At 72.7% G+C, this 18780-nt stretch carries 18 protein-coding genes; 13 read left to right on the forward strand and 5 right to left on the reverse strand.

Annotated elements, in window-relative coordinates; all coding sequences use genetic code 11:
* Positions 1-53: 53 nt before the first annotated feature.
* Positions 54-1361, reverse strand: a complete 1308-nt coding sequence (locus tag ACGWYL_RS06185; protein ID WP_269304511.1) for an MATE family efflux transporter — start codon at positions 1359-1361, stop codon at positions 54-56.
* A gap of 478 nt (positions 1362-1839) precedes the next feature.
* Between ACGWYL_RS06185 and dnaB the strand changes: the two genes are divergently transcribed.
* The 3 genes from dnaB (at position 1840) to ACGWYL_RS06200 (ending at position 4827) form a co-directional block, all read left to right on the forward strand.
* Positions 1840-3177 carry a replicative DNA helicase gene (gene dnaB / locus ACGWYL_RS06190; protein ID WP_179428345.1) on the forward strand — a complete coding sequence of 446 codons (1338 nt, stop codon included), beginning with the start codon at positions 1840-1842 and terminating at the stop codon, positions 3175-3177.
* A 206-nt stretch (positions 3178-3383) separates the two neighbouring features.
* On the forward strand, positions 3384-4178 hold the full coding sequence (locus tag ACGWYL_RS06195; RefSeq protein WP_179427287.1) for a hypothetical protein: 795 nt from the start codon (positions 3384-3386) through the stop codon (positions 4176-4178).
* 1 nt (position 4179) lies between these two features.
* On the forward strand, positions 4180-4827 hold the full coding sequence (locus ACGWYL_RS06200; RefSeq protein ID WP_179427285.1) for a class F sortase: 648 nt from the start codon (positions 4180-4182) through the stop codon (positions 4825-4827).
* A 37-nt stretch (positions 4828-4864) separates the two neighbouring features.
* On the opposite strand, the gene ACGWYL_RS06205 is transcribed toward ACGWYL_RS06200, so the two are convergent.
* A complete protein-coding gene (locus ACGWYL_RS06205; protein WP_269304515.1) occupies positions 4865-5674 on the reverse strand; it encodes a cutinase family protein in 810 nt (269 codons plus the stop codon).
* 169 nt (positions 5675-5843) lie between these two features.
* Between ACGWYL_RS06205 and chrA the strand changes: the two genes are divergently transcribed.
* On the forward strand, positions 5844-7040 hold the full coding sequence (gene chrA, locus ACGWYL_RS06210) for a chromate efflux transporter (RefSeq protein WP_395486685.1): 1197 nt from the start codon (positions 5844-5846) through the stop codon (positions 7038-7040).
* Here chrA and ACGWYL_RS06215 read toward each other — a convergent pair.
* Positions 7035-7913 (reverse strand): SGNH hydrolase domain-containing protein, encoded by an 879-nt coding sequence (locus tag ACGWYL_RS06215; RefSeq protein ID WP_395486686.1) that lies wholly within the window; start codon positions 7911-7913, stop codon positions 7035-7037. The genes chrA and ACGWYL_RS06215 overlap by 6 nt on opposite strands.
* Positions 7914-8085: 172 nt before the next feature.
* Entirely contained in the window at positions 8086-9750 is a 1665-nt protein-coding gene (locus tag ACGWYL_RS06220) for an FAD-binding dehydrogenase (protein ID WP_395486687.1), read from the reverse strand.
* An 86-nt stretch (positions 9751-9836) separates the two neighbouring features.
* Between ACGWYL_RS06220 and ACGWYL_RS06225 the strand changes: the two genes are divergently transcribed.
* Genes ACGWYL_RS06225 through ACGWYL_RS06240 form a run of 4 tightly spaced genes read left to right on the forward strand, consistent with a single transcriptional unit; the run spans position 9837 to position 13127 of the window.
* Positions 9837-11021, forward strand: a complete 1185-nt coding sequence (locus ACGWYL_RS06225; protein ID WP_395486688.1) for a helix-turn-helix domain-containing protein — start codon at positions 9837-9839, stop codon at positions 11019-11021.
* Positions 11018-11629 carry a GyrI-like domain-containing protein gene (locus ACGWYL_RS06230; RefSeq protein ID WP_395486689.1) on the forward strand — a complete coding sequence of 204 codons (612 nt, stop codon included), beginning with the start codon at positions 11018-11020 and terminating at the stop codon, positions 11627-11629. Before ACGWYL_RS06225 ends, ACGWYL_RS06230 begins: the two co-directional genes overlap by 4 nt.
* Positions 11630-11667: 38 nt before the next feature.
* Positions 11668-12444: an inositol monophosphatase family protein gene (locus tag ACGWYL_RS06235; RefSeq protein WP_395486690.1), complete on the forward strand. Its 777-nt coding sequence runs from the start codon at positions 11668-11670 to the stop codon at positions 12442-12444.
* Complete coding sequence (locus tag ACGWYL_RS06240; protein WP_395486692.1) at positions 12441-13127, forward strand: NAD-dependent deacylase; 687 nt, start codon at positions 12441-12443, stop codon at positions 13125-13127. Before ACGWYL_RS06235 ends, ACGWYL_RS06240 begins: the two co-directional genes overlap by 4 nt.
* A 131-nt stretch (positions 13128-13258) precedes the next feature.
* Here the strand turns inward: ACGWYL_RS06240 and ACGWYL_RS06245 are convergent, their stop codons facing one another.
* Positions 13259-14101 carry an MOSC domain-containing protein gene (locus tag ACGWYL_RS06245; protein ID WP_395486693.1) on the reverse strand — a complete coding sequence of 281 codons (843 nt, stop codon included), beginning with the start codon at positions 14099-14101 and terminating at the stop codon, positions 13259-13261.
* 66 nt (positions 14102-14167) lie between these two features.
* Here ACGWYL_RS06245 and ACGWYL_RS06250 point away from each other — a divergent pair, with 66 nt between their 5' ends.
* From ACGWYL_RS06250 to ACGWYL_RS06270, 5 genes are all read left to right on the forward strand, one after another.
* Complete coding sequence (locus ACGWYL_RS06250) at positions 14168-15349, forward strand: sensor histidine kinase (protein ID WP_395486694.1); 1182 nt, start codon at positions 14168-14170, stop codon at positions 15347-15349.
* Entirely contained in the window at positions 15346-16005 is a 660-nt protein-coding gene (locus tag ACGWYL_RS06255) for a response regulator transcription factor (RefSeq protein ID WP_179427263.1), read from the forward strand. The genes ACGWYL_RS06250 and ACGWYL_RS06255 overlap by 4 nt, the downstream gene beginning before the upstream one ends.
* Before the next feature lie 244 nt (positions 16006-16249).
* On the forward strand, positions 16250-16825 hold the full coding sequence (locus tag ACGWYL_RS06260) for a uridine kinase (protein ID WP_269304535.1): 576 nt from the start codon (positions 16250-16252) through the stop codon (positions 16823-16825).
* Positions 16826-16877: 52 nt separating this feature from the next.
* Positions 16878-17630: a hypothetical protein gene (locus ACGWYL_RS06265; protein WP_395486695.1), complete on the forward strand. Its 753-nt coding sequence runs from the start codon at positions 16878-16880 to the stop codon at positions 17628-17630.
* 19 nt (positions 17631-17649) lie between these two features.
* Entirely contained in the window at positions 17650-18780 is a 1131-nt protein-coding gene (locus tag ACGWYL_RS06270) for a MalY/PatB family protein (RefSeq protein WP_395486696.1), read from the forward strand.

An 18780-nucleotide genomic window follows, 5' to 3' on the forward strand; every position in this document is an offset into this window, starting at 1 on the left:
CAGCGGGCGAACCTGTCAGTGGGCTGAAACGCAGGTGAACGTTCGGCGTGATCTCAGCGCGCGCCGAGGACGAGCCACCGGTCGCCGCGCTGGCGCAGCCAGAGGGTCACCCAGCGCGTGGCCTGGAACAGCGCGTAGGCCGCCCACAGCCACGTGAATCCGGCCTCGGTCTCGCGGATCAGCAGGGCCACCGGCGTGTAGACGAGCAGCGTGACGAGTCCGGCCCACGCGAGGTAGACGCCGTCGCCCGCGCCGATCAGCACGCCGTCGAGGACGAAGACGACGCCGGACACGGGCTGGATGAGCGCCACGATGAGCAGGGCGGGGATCGCGGCCGCGCGCACGTCGGCGTCGGGGGTGAAGGCGCGAGCGACCCACGGTGAGGTGACGGCCAGCAGCACGCCCGACACGATGCCGAAGCCGAGACCCCACGCGATCACGCGGCGGGTGACGTGGCGGGTGCCCTCCGCGTCGCCCGCGCCGAGGGAGTGGCCCGTGAGGGTCTGGGCCGCGATCGCGAACGCGTCGAGGGCGAACGCCAGCAGCATGACGATCGTGGTCGCGATCTGGTGGGCGGCCAGGGAGGCGTCGCCGAAGCCGGCGGCCACGAGGGTCGCGAGGAGCAGCACGGCGCGCAGGCTGAGGGTGCGCAGCAGCAGTGGCACCCCGTCGTGGCCGGCGCGGACGACGTCGGCCCACTGCAGCCGCGCAGAGGCCTGGGCGGCACGGCTGCGCCGGACGACCTGTCCCACCAGGGCGAGTGCCGCCGCCCACTGCGCCAGCACGAGGCCGAGTGCCGCGCCGCGGATGCCGAGGTCGGCGCCGTAGACCAGCGCCACGGTCAGCATGACGTTGAGGACGTTCGCGGCGATCATCACCACGAGCGGGGTGCGCAGGTCCAGCACGCCGCGCAGCGCGCCCGTGGCGGCCAGAACGAGCAGCACGGCGGGGATGCTCGCGGCGGCGATCGTCAGGTACTGGGTGGTGAGGTCGGCGACCTGCGCCGAGCTGGCCAGCGCCCCGCCGAGCGGCCCGGCGGTGAGCGCGGCGAGGACGCCCAGGACGACGCCGATGAGCAGAGCCAGCCAGACGCCGCCGAGCGCGGACTCGAGAGCCCGCCGCGGCTCGCCGGCGCCCTGGTGCCGCGCGACCGTCGCGGTGCTGCCGTAGGCCAGGAAGACGCACAGTCCGACGATGGTCGTCAGGATCGTGGAGGCCGCTCCGAGGGCCGCCAGCTCGGCCCGTCCGAGGTGTCCGACGATGGCCGTGTCGGCCATCAGCATGAGGGGCTCGCAGATCAGCGCGGCGAAGGCGGGGAGGGTGATGGCCAGGATCCGGCGGTCGAGAGAGGGGATCGGCACGCGGGCGACGATACTCCTGTGACGAATGTGGTGGATTTATCGACATGTCGGTGCTCTGCGTGCTAGCGCCCGTGGAAAACCTCGGCCGTGAAAATCACACCCCGGATTCCTCGCTCCACACCGTGTGACTCACGTTTCCGCAGGTCAGAGCCCTGTGTGACGCGTGCCACACACGTCTTTCCACAGAGTCGTCCACCGACTGTGCACACTCGCCCCCGGCGTTTTCCACAGCTTTGCCGCAGTTCTTCACACCCCCTGTGCACCGCTGTCTCGACCCTGCTCCTACCGGCCCGTAAGGTCACCCGAGGTGGATGTCCCGCGCCGGGGGGAGCCGGTGATCGGCAGGACTGTCGGTGGGACTGCGTAGCCTCCAATCCAGCTGCCGATCACGTCGAGGAGTGCCGTGAGCGTTACCGATCTGTACGAGTCCGAGCGACCTTCGGACTCCGCGGCGTCGGGCTACGTTCCGCCCCAGGACATGGCGGCCGAGCAGAGCGTCCTCGGCGCGATGCTGCTGTCGAAGAACGCGATCGACCCGGCCACCGACCTGCTCGAGAGCCGCGACTTCTACCGTCCCGCCCACGAGCTGATCTTCGACGTCATCACCGACCTGTCCGGACGCGGCGAGCCGGCCGACGCGATCACCGTCGCGGCCGAGCTCACCCGCCGCGGCGAGATCGGCCGCATCGGCGGCGCCGCCTATCTGCACGACCTCGTCCAGGGCGTGCCGATCGCGGCCAACGTCGACTACTACGCCGAGATCGTCCACGAGAAGGCCGTGCTGCGGCGCCTCGTCGAGGTCGGCCAGCAGGTCGCCCAGCTGGGCCAGGCGGGCACCGGCGAGATCCAGGACATCGTCGACCGCGCCCAGAAGGCCGTCCTCGACGTCGACGGCACCAAGTCGGGCGAGGACTACAACGTCCTGTCCGACCTCATGTCCTCCACGATCGACGAGCTGGAGGAGCTCGAGACGCGCTCCGGCGAGGTGCACGGCGTCATGTCGGGCTTCCCCGACCTCGACCGTCTCACCACGGGCTTCAAGCCGGGTCAAATGATCGTCGTCGCGGCCCGACCCGGTGTCGGCAAGTCCACGCTGGGGCTCGACTTCGTGCGCAACGCCTCGATCCGCCAGGGCATGACCTCGGCGATCTTCAGCCTGGAGATGACCGGCTCGGAGATCGCGATGCGTCTGCTGTCGGCCGAGGCGAAGGTCGCGATCCACCACATGCGTGCCGGCTCGATGTCCAGCCGCGACTGGGACGCGATCGGTCGCGCCATGGCCACGGTGCAGGCCGCGCCGATCGTGATCGACGACAGCCCCAACATGACGATGCCCGAGATCCGCTCGAAGGCCCGCCGCATCAAGAAGCAACACGGCCTCGACTTCGTCGTCCTCGACTACCTGCAGCTGATGACCTCGGGCAAGAAGGTCGAGAACCGTCAGGTCGAGGTCTCGGAGTTCTCCCGTCAGATCAAGCTGCTGGCGAAGGAGCTCGGCGTCCCGGTCGTCGCGATCAGCCAGCTGAACCGAGGCTCGGAGCAGCGCACCGACAAGACGCCGCAGATCTCCGACCTGCGCGAGTCCGGCTCGATCGAGCAGGACGCCGACATCGTCCTGCTGCTCAACCGCCCCGACGCCCACGGCGCCGGCGAGTCCGAGCGTCCCGGCGAGGCCGACATCATCGTGGCCAAGAACCGCTCGGGCCCGGTCAACAAGGTGGCCGTCTCGTTCCAGGGTCACTACTCGCGCTTCACGCCGATGGCGCGCGAGCCCGAGAGCGCCTCCGGCGGCGCCTCGGGGGCCGACTTCGCCTGACGCGAGGCCGTCGCACCGCATCGCACGAACCCCGTCCGTGGCGGCGTGCGCATTCCTCCATTTTCGCTCGCATCGCAGACCGATTCCAGTTTCGTCGCTGTCTGCATCTTCACAGTCCTCGCCCCTTCGGTGCCGCTCGGACGCGACATAACGTGGATGATGCGGGCGGCGAGTGCCGGCCGTAGGACACGAGGCGAAGGAGGGCCATGTCCACGCAGGCATCGGGAGGGAACACCACACGCAAATGGCTTCGACTGGCCACGTCCCTGGCGGTCGTCGGAGTGCTGACCGCCGGCGCCGGCGGCGTCGTCCTGGTCAGTGGGGAGACGGCCAGCGCCACTCCCGGCAACGGTCAGGAGAAGATCGGCGTCTGCCACCGCACGGCGTCGGAGTCGAACCCCTACGTCTATCTCGAGGTGCCGGCCGCCGAGGCCAACGGGCACATCACCGGGACCGGGTCGCAGCACCACCAGCAGGTCACCTGGAAGAGCGAGGGCAGCTGGCGAGGCGTCGCCCACGCCGCCGGCGACCTGAGGCTCGACTACTACGCGCACGAGGACGAGATCGCCGCGCGGCAGTGTCTCGACACGAGCACGCCGACCGAGGACCCGACGACTCCGCCCACCGAGGATCCGACGACCCCGCCGACCGAGGAGCCGACCGAGGATCCGACGACTCCGCCGACCGAGGAGCCCACGGACGAGCCGACGGACCCGGGCACCGAGCCCTCGGACGAGCCGAGCCAGCCGAGCGACGATGTCACCCACGATCCGTCGAACGAGTCGCGGGACGACACCGACGGGCAGGAGCAGGCTCCTGACCAGGACGCCGACGACGCCACCGCGAGCCCGTCCACCGAAGCGGTGCCGCGCCGCATCGACGCCGGTGTCACCACGGACGCGTCCACGCTGTGGGGCGCGGGCCTGGTCGGCGGCGGCAGCGCGCTCGTCCTGAGCTCGGGCGGCATCGTCGTGGGCGCCAGGCGGTTCGAGGACCGCTGACATGACGCGCGTCCCGCGCACGCGGGGTCCGGCACCTCAGCGCCGGACCCTCGCGGCGTTCCTCGCGCTGGTGCTGCTCGCGCTGCTGGGTGCCTGCGTCGTGGGCGGGCCCGACCCGGCCCCCTCGTCCGTGACGGCCCAGCCGACGGTCACCGTCACCACCGAGCCGATGACGTGCACCGAGGAAGCCGCGAGCCCGACGCCGGACCCCGCTCGGGGCGAGCCGGTGCGCCTCGTGATTCCGTCGATCGACGTCGATGCGACCGTCGTGCCGATCTCCCTGAGCGCCGACGAGACGCTGGTCCCGCCGGCCGACGTCACGCAGACCGGCTGGTGGTCCAGAAGCGCGCTCCCTGGCAGCACGGCAGGGACGACGCTCATCGCGGGTCACACGGTCCACGCCGGCGGTGGGGTCTTCGACGACCTCGACCAGCTCGAGGCCGGCGACGTCGTCCGGGTGAGGACGTCGGAGGGATGGGTCGCGTACCGCGTCACGGAGGTCTCCGACCTGACGAAGGAGCAGGTCGGGAAGGACGCCCACGAGCTGTTCTCCCAGGACTCCGACGGGCGGCTCGCGCTGGTGACGTGCAGCCACTATCGCCTCGGTGCCTACGCGAGGAACACCGTCGTCCTCGCCGAGCCCGCCTGAGGAGAGCCGGCCCGGGTGACCGGGCCGGCTCCCCGGCTCAGCCGGTCTTGCCGGCGATGAAGTTGACCCCGCCGACCCGCGGGGTCGAGCGCGCGGTGAAGTACGAGCGGTGGATCGTCAGGCCCGTCGGGTTGTTGTTGAGGGCCGTCAGGTTCTGGCCGCCGCGCTTGGTCGAGCCCTGGCAGGCCGGGTCGCCGGAGTAGCAGTACGACTTGAGGCGACCCTCGAAGGCCTTGAGGTCGCCCGTCGCCCGCGTGCCGAGCATGCCGAACTTCGTCAGTCCCTTGGTGGCGACGAACGGCTCGGTGGGGTTGTACATCGGGTCGCCGTAGAGCACGACCGCGGCGATCTTGCCGCGTGCGGTGGCGTTCGGGCGGACCCCGCTGCTGGCAGAGAGGGCGTCGCCGATGACGTGCGCACCCTGGGAGAACCCGATCAGTGCGGTCTTGGAGTTCGGGCACTGCGTGGCGAGGTAGTTGAGGGACTTCTGCAGGGCGACCACCCCGCCGTGCCGGCTGTTGTTGTACGCCAGCCCGACCCAGCCGATGGCCGCCGCGTACTTCAACCCGGAGATGTAGACGGTCTTCTTGCTCACCGTCTGGAGGTCACCCGCCACGGGGCCGGGCCGGCCCATGCCGGTGCGGTAGGCGTACAGCGCGGTGTTGGTGGTGGCCGTGTTGGTCGTGCCGGCGGCCTCGTCGCTGCCGCGGACGACGACCGTGATGACGTTCGAGCACAGGGAGGACGAGGCCGCGGCCTGGCTCGGTGGGGCGGCGAGCATCGTCAGGCCGAGCACGGCCGTCGCGCCGGCGATGGCGCCGCCGCGCAGGGTTCGGGAGGTGGTCATGGTGGGTCCTTCCGCCGAGGGCCCGCGTCGTCGAGGACCCGATGACCCCACGATCGGGCCGGACGGATCCGGCGAATACCCCCGCAAACGGGGGCTGAACGCGGGCCGGACCCGTGTCGGCTCGCCCTCGGCGCGCGGTCCGTCGCCGCGACCGGTCATGATGGTCGCGATGACCGGAACGGGGACGGCGCGCGGCGGCTCGGTCGCCGAGGTGTTCTGGGTGTTCCTGCGCCTGGGACTGACCTCGTTCGGCGGGCCCGTGGCGCACCTGGCGTACTTCCGTGAGGCGTTCGTCGAGCGTCGCCGCTGGCTGACCGACGAGGCCTACGCCGACCTCGTCGCCCTGTGCCAGTTCCTGCCCGGTCCCGGGTCCAGTCAGGTCGGCATGGTGATCGGTCTGCGGCGCGCGGGGCCCGGCGGCCTGCTCGCCGCGTGGGTCGCCTTCACGCTGCCCTCGGCGATCCTGCTGGTCGCGTTCGCCTACGGGGTCGCGGCGTTCGGCGACGTCGCGGACGCGGGCTGGCTGCACGGCGTCAAGGCCGCGGCGGTCGCGGTGGTCGCGCAGGCCGTGATCCAGATGGCGCGCACGCTGACCCCCGACCTCAAGCGCATCGTGATCGCCGCGGTGGGCGCGGCGGTCCTGCTGGTCGTCGCGAGCCCGGTGGCGCAGGTCGGCGTGATCGTGCTGGGCGGCCTCATCGGCTGGCTCTGGCTGCGGGCCGATCAGCCCGGGACGGTGCGCGATCTCGCCCGCGTCTCGCACCGCGGCGGCATCGTCGCCCTCGTCGTGTTCACGGTGCTGCTGGTCGCGCTGCCGATCCTCGTCGCGCTCACGAACGACCCGACCCTGCGGCTCGCGGACATCTTCTACCGGACCGGCGCGCTGGTGTTCGGCGGCGGCCACGTGGTCCTGCCGCTGCTGGAGGCGCAGACCGTGCAGGCCGGACTCGTCGACGCCGACACGTTCCTCGCGGGGTACGGCGCGGCCCAGGCGGTCCCGGGCCCGCTGTTCACCTTCTCGGCCTACCTCGGCGCCAGCATGGAGTCCGGACCGAGCGGCGTGCTGGGCGCATCGATCGCGCTGGTCGCCGTCTTCCTCCCGGCCGGCCTGCTGGTGGTGGGCGTGCTGCCGTTCTGGGACCGGCTGCGCCAGGCACCCACTGCGCGACGCGTGGTGATGGGCGTCAACGCGGCCGTCGTCGGGATCCTCGCGGCCGCCCTCTACGACCCGGTGATCACCCAGGGGATCATCTCGTGGGGCACGCTCGCGGTGGCCGTGGCGGTGTTCGCCTCCCAGTGGTGGGGCCGCGTCCCCATCTGGCTCGCGGTCGTGGCGGCCGGGGTCCTCGGTCAGCTGCTCCTATGACGGCAGCACGCCGAGGCTGCGCAGCCGTCGCTCGAACAGGGGCGCCAGCCAGCGCGTGTACGTCGCGGTGAGGTGCTGGTGGTCGCGGAACATGATCTGACCGCGCGGCGTGACCACGCGGCAGCGGCGCTTCGGGCAGAAGGACTCCTTCATCGAGATCCGGAACGCCGCGCGTGCCCCGTACCTCTTCCGCGCGAGCTGCACCGACGGCACGGTCCAGTCGAACCACATGACGTCGCCGACGTCGGCGGAGCACCGGCGCCACTCGCGGGGCGCGGAGTTCTTGCGCAGGCACTGGGTGGGGGAGGGACGCGTGAGGACCCAGTTCGGCGAGTCGGACACGGCGATCACGGGGATGCGCCGGTCGAGCGCGACCTTCCACGACCGCACCGTGTCCGGTCCGCGCTGGGCCTTCGTGCCGGGCATCGTCGAGGCGCGATGGTGCGTGACGATCGCGCTGACGTTCTTCTGGCGCCGGACGTAGCGGGTCACGTTCGCCCGCCAGCTCTGGCAGTCGTCACGGACCCAGGCCTTGAGGTTCTTGATCGGGCGCGACGACCATCCGCACCGCGACCGGATGAGGAGGGTGACGCGGATCGTGCCTGCCTCGGCGAGTCGTCGGAACGCGGGCGAGAGCGCGCGCATGTGCGAGTCGCCGATGAGCAGCAGGCGTGGGCCCTTCCGGCCGTAGTGGCAGGTGAGCGCCTTGGTCTGGCCCGACTCGGCGCCCGAGAAGCAGGCCCGGGTGCCGGGCGCGATGTCGCGCTCGGCCGCGGCGATGCTCGACAGGCGCGGCGGGTCCTCGGCGAGGGCCGGCGCGGCGCCGAGCACCAGCGCCGCGAGGGCGAGGACGACGACGAACCGAGCGCGCATGGGACCTCCCGCCCTCAGGGTGGCACGCCCCGGGCCCGCGGTCGCCGCTCCGCGCGCGGGGAGGCACCGGAGGCACGGCGCAAGATGTGTAGCGGTATCCACCCTCTCGTCTCCGGAATGGCCGGATTTCCGTGGATACCGCTACACATCTGGTTCGGGGGACCCCGAAGGGTCAGCCGCGGGCGAGCGCGAGCCCGGCCGCGCGGCCGGAGAAGATGCAGCCGCCCCGGAACGTGCCCCCGAGGGCGTTGTAGCCGTGCACGCCGCCACCGCCGAAGCCGGCGACCTCGCCCGCCGCGTAGAGCCCGGGCACCGGAGCGCCGTCCTGGCCGAGGACCTGCGAGTCGAGGTTGGTCTGGAGGCCGCCGAGGGTCTTGCGCGACAGGATGTTGAGCCGCACGGCGATGAGCGGACCCTTCGTGGGGTCGAGGATCCGGTGCGGCTTGGCCACGCGCACGATCCTGTCCATCCGCGAGCGCCGCGCGTTGTGGATCGCCATGACCTGCACGTCCTTGGTGAACGGGTTGTCGAACTCGCGGTCGCGGGCCACGATCTGCCGCTCGAGGAGCGTCGGGTCGAGCTGCGGTCCGCGGGCGATCTCGTTCATGCCCACGACGAGGTCGTCGAGCGACGACGCCACCACGAAGTCCACGCCGTGCTGCTTGAACTTCTCGACCGGGCCGGGGGCGCCCTTCGCGAGACGGCTCTTGAGCAGGAACTTGATGTCACGGCCGGTCATGTCGGGGTTCTGCTCCGAGCCCGAGAGCGCGAACTCCTTCTCGATGATCGACTGCGTCAGCACGAACCACGAGTAGTCGTGGCCGGTCGCGAGGATCTGCTTCATCGCGCCGTTCGTGTCGGCGCCAGGCACGCCCGACATGCCCTGCAGGCGCCGGCCGTTCGCGTCGAACCACATCGACGACGGGCCGGGCAGGATGCGGATGCCGTGGTCGGGCCAGATCGGGTCCCAGTTGGTGATGCCCTCGGTGTACGACCAGAGGCGGTCGCGGTTCACGATGCGGCCGCCGGCCTGCTCGGAGATCTGCAGCATGCGGCCGTCGACGTGCGCGGGCACGCCCGAGATCAGGTGGTCGGGGGCGGCGCCGATCCGCTCGGTCGGCCAGTTGGCGCGCATGAGGTCGTGGTTGTGGCCGATGCCGCCCGAGGTCACCACGACGGCGCCGGCGCGGTGCTCGAACTCGCCCACGACGGTGCGCGAGGACTTCACGCCCCGCTCGGACTCGTCGGGCTCGAGGACCGAGCCGCGGATGCCGACGACCGCACCGTCCTCGACGACCAGCTCGTCGACCTGGTGGCGGAACGCGAACTGCACGAGGCCGCCGGTCTCGGCCGCGAGCACGGGGTCGGCGAACGTCTCGACCAGGCGCGGGCCCGTGCCCCACGTGATGTGGAAGCGCGGCACCGAGTTGCCGTGGCCGGTGGCGGAGCCGTCGCCGCGCTCGGCCCAGCCGACCATCGGCATGACGCGGTGGCCGAGCTCGCGCAGGTACTCGCGCTTGCCGCCCGCGGCCCAGGCCACGTAGGCCTCGGCCCAGCGGCGGCCCCACACGTCCTCGTCGTCGAGGCGGTCGAAGCCGGCCGAGCCGAGCCAGTCCTGGATCGCCAGCTCGGGGGAGTCCTTGATGCCCGTGCGGCGCTGCTCGGGGCTGTCGACGAAGAACAGTCCACCGAGCGACCAGAACGCCTGGCCGCCGAGGTTCTTGCGGTTCTCCTGCTCGACGACCAGGACGCGCTTGCCGGCCTGGGCGAGCTCGTGGGTGGCGACGAGACCGGCGAGGCCGGCGCCGACGACGATGACATCGGGCGTGAAGGACATGGGAACACGGTCGCCCACGGAGCGCCACGAGACCAGTACGTTTGTGCCCAGGTGACAACGAACGTTGTCAGGACCGTCGAGGAGCCATGCCACCGTCCACCGACCGACGCCGCGCGATCGCGGCCGTCCTCATGGAGGACGAGGGCCCGCTGGCCGAGACCTTCCTCGCCACGATCTCGCGCGAGATCCCGGCGTACGCCACGCTCGACGAGCGGCAGCTGCAGGAGGTCCGCTCGATCATCGTGTGGACGCTGCGTCGCGTGCTGGACCTCTGGGCCGAGGAGGGCTCGCTCACCGAGGAGGACATCCGGCTGTTCCGCGGTGTCGGCGCGGTCCGCGCGCGCGACGGGCGCCCGCTCTCGGCCGTGCTGCGGGCCTACCGCGTGGCCGCCACCGTCTTCCTCGACCAGGTCTCCGACCACTTCCGCGACGACGTGTCGATCGACGACGTGACCTCGCTCGTGCGGGTCTGGTTCGCGGTCCTCGACGAGCTGTCCGAGGCGATCTACGACGGGTACGAGGCCACCGGTCGGGTGCTGGGCGCCGACCGCGAGAGCTCGCTGCGCCAGCTGCTGTCCGACCTGCTGCTCGGCCGGCAGAGCCATGCGGGCACGCTCGCGGGCCGGCTGCGCGAGCTCGAGGCGCAGCTGCCGCCCACGTTCGACCTCCTCGTCGTCCGCCCCGGCGGCCTCGATGCCGCGGAGGCCGCCGCCGCGATCGCGGGCGTGCGCGAGCAGGCCGACGGCCCGCTGGTCTCCTCGATCCACACCGTGATGGACGGGGTCGGGGTGGTGCTGCTGGCGCACGCGGACGACGCCGACCTGCGCGCGGAGCTGGAGCGCCACGGCCTGCGGGCCGCCCACCAGCGCGGCGTCTCCCCGCGCCTCGCGCCCCGGGCGCACCGTCTCGCCCTGCACGCCGTCTCGCACGCGCCCGAGTTCGCCTGGACGCGCCCGGTCCTGAACGACGGCGACCTCGAGGTCATTGCCCTCGCGGCCGGCCACGCCGACGCCGACCCGGCGCGCGTCGCCGCCTCGGTGCTGGGCTCGGTGGCCACCGACGCGGACGCGCTGGCCACCCTCGACGCGGTGCTGCAGGCCGGTGGCGCCGCCCCGGCTGCCACCCGACTGCATCTGCACCCGCAGACCGTGCGCTACCGGCTCCGCCGCCTCGCCGAGGCGACCGGGCGCGATCCGCGTGACCCGTGGAACCGCTACGTCTTCCAGACCGCGCTGATGGCGGCGGGCGCCGGCGCACGGGGGGACGCATGAAGGTCGACCTCACGAGGCAGATTCCCACGTACTCCGCGCGGCACGGCGAGTTCGAGGTCGTCACCGTGCCGCCCATGCGCTACCTGATGATCGACGGCCACGGCGACCCCAACGTGGCCGCTGAGTACGAGGACTCGCTGGCGACGCTCTACCCGATGGCCTACGCGCTGAAGTTCCTCAGCAAGAAGGAGCTCGAGCGCGACTACATGGTGCCGCCGCTCGAGGCGCTCTGGTGGGCCGACGACATGGCGGCGTTCACCACGGCGCGCGACACGTCGCAGTGGGACTGGACCGTGCTGAGCCTCGTCCCGGAGTGGATCGAGGACGCGCACGTGGAGGCCGCGCGTGCCGTGGTGGCGCGCAAGGGCGCACCGAGGCTCGACGCGCTGCGGGTCGAGACGCTCGACGAGGGCCTGTGCGTGCAGACGCTGCACCTCGGCCCGTACGACGCCGAGGGTCCGGTGCTGGAGCGGATGCACGACGAGGTCATCCCGGCTCGTGGGCTCGTGCGCACCGGCCGGCACCACGAGATCTACCTCAGCGATCCGCGGCGGGCCGCGCCCGAGAGGCTCCGCACGATCCTGCGCCAGCCGGTGGCCGAGGCCTGACGGGGCGCGGGCCTCGGACGACCTCCTACGGTGGAGGCGTGAGCGTGACACCCGACGACGTGACCCTGGCCCGAGACCTCGTCGTGGAGGCCGCGGCGCTCGCCGCCCGGATCCGTGACACCGGCGACCTCGCGACCCGCGCCAAGACCAACGTGTCCGACGTCGTCACCGAGGCCGACCTCGCCGCCGAGGCCCTCGTGGTGGAGCGGCTCGACCGGGACCGCCCCGGGGACGGGCTGCTGGGCGAGGAGGGCACGGCGCGCGAGGGCACGTCGGGGCGCCGCTGGGTGATCGACCCCGTCGACGGCACCTACAACTTCGCCACGGGCTCGGACTACTGGTGCTCGGCGATCGCGCTGGCCGAGGGGGACGAGGTCCTGCTGGGCGCGGTCGCTCACCACGCCTCCGGCACCGTGCTGGTGGGCGGGCCAGACGTTCCCACGACCCGCAACGGCGAACCGCTCGCGCCGATCGCCGACGCGCCGCTGGCCGGCCTCGGCGCCGCCACGTACGCCCACCCGGCCTTCATCGGCAGCGGTCCCGGCTACGACGCGTGGGCCCGCGCCGCCTCCCTGCCCGCCACGATCCGGATGCTCGGCTCGGGCTCGATGGACCTCGTCGGCGTCGCCACCGGACGGCTCGGCTGCTGGTTCCAGCACTCGACGCCCGACTGGGACTGGCTGCCCGGCACGGCGCTCGTGGCCGGCCTCGGTGGTGCCGCGGAGCGCCTCGACGCCCACGGACTGACGTGGTCGGTGGCCGGCCCGCCCACCGCCGTGCGCGAGCTGAGCGTCGCCCTGAGGGGCGAGGCATGAAGGTCGTCGTCCTCACCGGCGCCGGCATCTCCGCCGAGAGCGGGCTGGCGACCTTCCGCGACGCCGACGGACTGTGGGAGGGGCACCGGCCCGAGGACGTCGCCACCCCGGAGGCGTTCCGGCGCGACCGCTCGCTCGTGCAGCGGTTCTACGACGAGCGCCGCGCCTCGCTCGCCCGGGTGCGCCCGAACGCCGCGCACGAGGCGCTCGCCCGGCTGGAGGAGGCGCTCGGCGACGACCTCCTGCTGGTCACCCAGAACGTCGACGACCTGCACGAGCGCGGCGGCTCGCGGCGCGTGCTGCACATGCACGGCGAGCTGCGCCGCGTCCGCTGCCTGAAGTGCGACGTGCGGCACGAGTGGACCGGCACCCTCGCCGACGAGCCGCGCTGCCCGGCCTGCAACCGTCGCCGTGCGCTGCGCCCCGACATCGTCTGGTTCGGCGAGTACCCGCACGGCATGGACGAGATCCACGAGGCGCTCAGCGAGGTGGACGTGTTCGCCGCGATCGGCACCTCGGGCGTGGTCTACCCGGCGGCCGGGTTCGTCGACTACGCGCACGCCTCCGGCGCCACCACGGTCGAGCTCAACCTCGTGCCCACGCCGCAGGGCGACTTCCACACGGTCTACGAGGGCCCCGCCACCGAGGTCGTCCCGCGCTGGGTCGACCACCTGCTCTCCTAGGCCTCCGCCGGGGTCGCTCTCCGAGCGCCAGATCTGTAGCGCTCTCCACCGTTTTTCGGCCGATCCACCGGAAAAAGGGTGGATACCGCTACACATCTCGCCCGCCGGAGGCGGGAGACCCAGGGACGCGGTCAGGCGCGGAGGGGGCCGCCGCCGGGCGGGGCGGCCTCGAGCACCTCGACCTCGTCGCCCACGCGGACGACGGCGCCGGGGGTGTCCGGGATGAGGTTGACCCCGAACCAGGCCTTGCGGTCGAAGCGGCGGATCCGGGCGAGCGTGCGCAGCGGCTCCTTGCCGCCGGCGACGGCACCGGACGCGTGGTCGGCCTCGAGGGTCGTGATGACGCAGCGCGCGCAGCCCTTGACCGCGCGGAAGACCGCGTCGCCGACGCGCAGCACGCGCCAGTCGTCCTCCGCCCACGACAGGTCGCCGTCGACGACGAGGTTCGGGCGCATGCGCTCCATCGGCACGGGCTCGCCGCCGCCGTCGACGATCGCCTCGTTCAGCGCGGTCAGCGAGGCCTCGGTGGTGACGAGGAGCGGATAGCCGTCGGCGAGGCTGACCCGGTCGTCGGGTCGGCCGAAGCCGGTGATCGGCCGGCGCGTCGGGTCGTCGAGGTGCACCAGTCGCACGGCGCCGCCGAGGAGCTCACTGAGCCACACGGTCGCGTCGGTGGCCTCCGCGGCCGTGAAGGAGGTCTTCCACAGCGTGACCGGGACCTGACGCGCCGGGTCGGGCGGCGCGACCTCGATCGACTCCACCCCGGGCGCGCTGAGGTGCAGGCCGGAACCGTCCAGACGCGGGTGCACGGTCAGCAGCCGGTGCGACTCGCGCGCCGAGATGAAGTGGCCGCGCTCGTCCACCACCATCCAACGCCGGTCGCCGGCCAGGCCCCACGGCTCGACCTCGGCCGTCGCCAGGTCCTCGACCCGGGCTGACTTCACGGGGTAGCGGTGCAGGGAGGTCAGTCGCACCGCAACAGGCTACGGGTGGGACGGGAGTGAACGACCGCGCCGTGCCGGTCTGCGACGATGGCAGGCGTGGGCAGTCGATCCGAGGCGCTGAGCCGCGCGTCGTCACGATCCTCCGCGCGCCGTGCGGAGTGGGGCATCGCGCTCGTCGCGCCCACGATGCGGGCGATCGTGGTGGTGCAGATCCTGCTCAGCGTCACGTCCGGCGCGAGCATCTCGGTGCACGCGGTGGCGTACTGGGTGCTGTCCCTGTGCGTCATCGCCGTCTCGGTGCTGCTGATGACCCAGTGCCTCGTCACCGGAACGGTCCGTCGCGGCCTGTGGCACTGGCCCGACGTGCTGCTCGCGTGGATCGCGATCCCGGCGATGAACCTGCTGCTGCCCAGCTCGCACGTCGTGGGCACGTGGGAGGCGTGGGCGTCGGGCTTCGCGATCAACGTCGCCGCGCTCGCCGCAGCCTGGATGCGACCCGCCGTGGCGGTGGGGCACGGCCTCGCGCTCGGCGGCTGGTACCTGGTCTGGACCTCCGCGGCCGGGACGACCTCGTGGGAGACCAACCTCAGCAACGCCCTGACGGTGCCCGGCTACGCCGCGGTCGTCGCGCTGCTGACCTACTACCTGCGCGCGCTCGCCCGCGACGCCGACCGCTCGCGCGAGGACGCCGTGGCGGCGACCCGCGCGCTGGAGCTGGAGCGCTACCAGCTCACCGTCCACGACGCCTCGAGCATCCTGCGCCTGCTGTCCGACGAGGACACGCCCGCCGAGGTGCTGCCGGGGCTGCGCGTGCAGGCCGATCGCGAGGCGAAGCGGCTGCGCAACTACCTCGGCGCCGAGTCCGCACCCGCGCACCCCGCCGTGCGTTCGGTGGGCGCGATGCTGGCCACGGCGCTCGAGGGCTTCGACGACCTCCCTCTCGAGCCGGCGGTCGCGCTCGGCGCCCACGTCGAGCTGGACGAGGACGTCTGGGTCGCCGCCGGCCGCGCCGTCACGACGGTCCTGCACAACGTCCGCCTGCACGCCCGGGCGCACCAGGTGGTCGTGCACGCCGACACCGACGGCGAGACGTGGGAGGTCGTCGTGTCCGACGACGGGGTGGGCTTCGACCAGGACAGCCAGCCACTCGGCTTCGGCCTCGACACGCAGGTGGGACAGGCGCTGCGCGACGTCGGCGTCTCGGTCGACCTGCGCTCGGCGCCCGGCCGCGGGACCTCGGTGACCATCACCGGCCCGGTGCACGAGGAGGACCGATGACCGAGCGGATCCGCGTGGTCGTGATCGACGACAGCACGGTGATCCGGGGCGGCTTCGCCACGGTGCACCCCGACCTCGACGTCGTCGCGACGTTCCCGACCGTGGAGGACTTCGAGGCCTCCGGCGTCGACTGCGACGTCGTCGTGCTCGACCTGCTGCTGCGCGGACCGCAGCGCGCGACCTCGACCACGACCAAGCAGGGCCGCGCGGCGATCCGGGCGCTGCGCGAGCGGGGCCTCAAGGTCTGCCTCTACACCGACGAGCGGCGACCGATCGTGCTGGCGCTGTGCCTGCGGGCCGGCGCGCAGGGCGTGGTCCACAAGGCCGACCCGCCCCACGTGACGATGCAGGCGGTGCAGGACGTGCACGCCGACCGTGTCGTGGTCACGCAGTCGCTCGTCGGGCTCACCGAGCTGCTCGACCGTCGCGGCGCCAAGCTCGACCTCAGCGCGCGCCAGCGCCAGGTGATCTCGGGTCGCGCCCGCGGCCGGCACTGGGCGGACATCGCCTCGACCCTCTACATCACCGAGGACACGGCCCGCGAGCACTACCGGGTGGCCTGCCGCAAGCTGCGCGACTACCTCCAGCACACGAGCCCCGGCGACATCGAGCGTGCCGTGGGCCTGGCCCCGGGAGACGTCCTCGACGAGGAGTGACCCCCCGGTTCCGGGGGTTTCGCGCACGGTGGGACCCGGTGAGGATGGAACCGGGTCTGTGGAGACGCCGGGGCTCGCTCCGGTCGGAACGACCTTGCATGGTGTCGGACCACTCCGCGGCACGCCCGAATCTTCGGGAGGGACCTACTCGGGGGGACGCATCGACCGGGACGCGCGCTGCACGTCCCGGCCGATGCGTGCCCGAGGTTGCGCCGTCCGACCGGCCCGGTGAGGCTGGACGACGATGAGCGATCTGGACGAGCTGGCCCACGTCGTGCTGCAGCGACGGCGAGAGCTCGCCCGGCCGATCGTGGTCGGCATCTCCGGCTACGGCGGCTCCGGGAAGTCCACGCTGGCGCGCACCCTCGTCTCGGCCCTGCCCGACGCCGTGCGGCTGCGCGGCGACGACTTCCTCGACCCCGCCCGCGTCCATCGGCGCTCGCCGGACTGGGACGGCGTCGAGCGGGAGCGGCTCGTCGAGGACGTGCTGCGTCCCTTCCGCGACGGCGTGCCGGGCGAGTTCCGGCGCTACGACTGGAACCTCGGCCGGCTGTCCGATCCCGAGCCGGTACCGCGCGCCGACGTGCTGGTGGTGGACCTCGTGGGGCTCTTCCACCCCGTCACGCTGCCGCTGCTGGACCTGACCGTCTGGTGCGACCTCGACCTGTGGACCGCGACCCAGCGGGGGATCCTGCGCGACCGCGCCGAGGGCAACGACCACGACCGCGTGTGGTCCGAGGTCTGGGAGCCCAACGAGCGCGACTTCGAGGAGCGCTTCGCGCCGCGGGACGTCGCCGACGTGCTCTTCCCGAAGGACTGAGCCGCTCCTCGCCACCATGCGGGGCCGGTGGGCCGCGCCTAGCGTGGAGGGCATGACCTCCACGGACGTGCACACCGACCGACGCCTCGGCTGGGCACTGCTCGCGGCGGCCATCGCGCAGATCGCCGCCCCGGTCGTGCAGGCGCTGGCCGACGTGTCGCAGCCCGGCGACGGCAGCGACGACCTGCTCATCACCCCCGCGGGCTGGGCCTTCTCGATCTGGAGCCTGATCTACGGACTCGCCCTGGCGCACGCCGTCGTCACGCTGTGGAAGGGCGACGGGGTGGGCAGCCGCCGCTTCGTCGGCGACCTCATCGCGCTGTACTTCGGCGCGGCGGTGTGGATCGCCGTCTCGGCGGCGGGGATCAGCTGGGCCACGTTCCTCGTCCTGGCGTTCATGACGGTCGTCGCGATCGACGCCGCACGCCTGGCGGCTCGCGCCCGACTGCACGACCCCGCTTGGACCACGTGGCTCGCCCGCGCGACGTCGGGCGTCTACGCCGGCTGGGTGAGCGCGGCGGTGTTCCTCAACCTCGGCACCGGCGTGATCGAGCTCGACCTCGCCCAGCCCGCCCAGCACGGCTGGCAGTTGGCACTGCTCGCCGGCGCCGCGCTCTTCGCCCTGGGCGTGAACGCTCAGCTGCCGCGCAGCCCCTTCTACGCGGCTGCGGTCGTGTGGGCGCTGATCGGGATCATCGCGTCCGTCGCGGGCGAGTCGACCCCGGCACTCGTGATCGCGATCGTCGCGATCGTGCTGCTGGTGGTGCAGACGGTATGGCAGTCCAAGCGCGCCCTCGCCGACTGACGTCAGGCAGACTCGAGCCGTGTTCGACCGGACTGACGAGGCGCTGCGCGACCGCGACAACCTGAAGTGGACGACGACCCCCGCCGGGGTGATCCCCGCGTGGGTCGCCGACATGGACGTGGCGGTCCCCGAGGTGGTGACGCGACGCGTCCACGAGCAGCTGGCCCGCGGCGACGTCGGCTACCCCGACTTCGAGGCGCCCGACCCCCTCGTGGCGGCCTTCGAGACGCGGATGGCCGAGCGCCATGGCTGGACGCCCGCCGGCGGCCGCGGTCGGCTGTTCACGGACGTGATCCAGGCGTTCCAGGTGCTGACCGACCTCCTCACCGAGCCCGGTGACGGGATCGCGCTGCACGTGCCGACGTACCCGGTGTTCCTCGAGTCGGTCCACGACACGGGCCGTCGCGTCGTGCCGATCCCGTTCGGCGCCACCGCCGACGAGCTCGTCGAGACCTGGCGGCGCGAGCGCGTCCGGCTGGTGGTCGTGGTCAACCCCCACAACCCGCTGGGCCGGATGCTCGACGCCGACGAGCTGCGGCCCGTCGCGGATGCGGCGGCCGAGCTCGACCTCGTCGTCCTCGCCGACGAGATCCACGCCGACCTCGCCTTCGACCGCCGGCGGCACGTGCCGTTCGCGTCGCTCGGCACCGACGTCGAGGACCGCACCGTCACGGTGACCTCGGCGTCGAAGGCGTTCAACCTCGCCGGCCTGCACTGCGCCGTCGCCCACCTCGGCCCGGCGCGGGTGCGCGAGCCGCTCGCGGCGCTGCCGTTCGCCTACCTCGGCGGCGTGAGCACCCTGTCGCGCGCGGCCGCGGTGGCGGCCTGGACCGAGGGCGACCCGTGGCTCGCCGACCTCGTCGAGGTGCTGGAGCGCAACCGCGACACGATCACCGCGTGGGCCGGCGAGGTGGGTGTCGGCGTCGTGCCTGCCGAGGCCACCTACCTCGCGTGGCTGGACTTCGCGGGCACGTCGGTCGCCGCGGACCCGGCGGGCGCGATCCTCGAGCGCGGACGGGTGCGGCTCTCGGCCGGGCCCGACTTCACGGCGCACACGCCGCTGGACTCCTCGACGTACGCGCGGCTCAACTTCGGCACGAGTCCCGAGCGTCTCGCGCAGGTCCTCGCGCGGATCGCCTCGACGCTCTGA

It is taken from the genome of Aeromicrobium sp. JJY06, from assembly GCF_044069275.1.
In the GTDB taxonomy this organism is placed as follows: Bacteria; Actinomycetota; Actinomycetes; order Propionibacteriales; family Nocardioidaceae; genus Aeromicrobium; species Aeromicrobium tamlense.

Coding starts and splice junctions, on each gene's coding strand:
- ACGWYL_RS06255 (WP_179427263.1), top strand. CDS start 15,346: ATGACCGAGCGGATCCGCGTGGTCGTGATCGACGACAGCACGGTGATC.
- dnaB (WP_179428345.1), top strand. CDS start 1,840: ATGGCGGCCGAGCAGAGCGTCCTCGGCGCGATGCTGCTGTCGAAGAAC.
- ACGWYL_RS06195 (WP_179427287.1), top strand. CDS start 3,384: ATGTCCACGCAGGCATCGGGAGGGAACACCACACGCAAATGGCTTCGA.
- ACGWYL_RS06205 (WP_269304515.1), bottom strand. CDS start 5,674: ATGACCACCTCCCGAACCCTGCGCGGCGGCGCCATCGCCGGCGCGACG.
- ACGWYL_RS06215 (WP_395486686.1), bottom strand. CDS start 7,913: ATGCGCGCTCGGTTCGTCGTCGTCCTCGCCCTCGCGGCGCTGGTGCTC.
- ACGWYL_RS06225 (WP_395486688.1), top strand. CDS start 9,837: ATGCCACCGTCCACCGACCGACGCCGCGCGATCGCGGCCGTCCTCATG.
- ACGWYL_RS06260 (WP_269304535.1), top strand. CDS start 16,250: ATGAGCGATCTGGACGAGCTGGCCCACGTCGTGCTGCAGCGACGGCGA.
- ACGWYL_RS06265 (WP_395486695.1), top strand. CDS start 16,878: ATGACCTCCACGGACGTGCACACCGACCGACGCCTCGGCTGGGCACTG.
- ACGWYL_RS06230 (WP_395486689.1), top strand. CDS start 11,018: ATGAAGGTCGACCTCACGAGGCAGATTCCCACGTACTCCGCGCGGCAC.
- ACGWYL_RS06200 (WP_179427285.1), top strand. CDS start 4,180: ATGACGCGCGTCCCGCGCACGCGGGGTCCGGCACCTCAGCGCCGGACC.
- chrA (WP_395486685.1), top strand. CDS start 5,844: ATGACCGGAACGGGGACGGCGCGCGGCGGCTCGGTCGCCGAGGTGTTC.
- ACGWYL_RS06240 (WP_395486692.1), top strand. CDS start 12,441: ATGAAGGTCGTCGTCCTCACCGGCGCCGGCATCTCCGCCGAGAGCGGG.
- ACGWYL_RS06220 (WP_395486687.1), bottom strand. CDS start 9,750: ATGTCCTTCACGCCCGATGTCATCGTCGTCGGCGCCGGCCTCGCCGGT.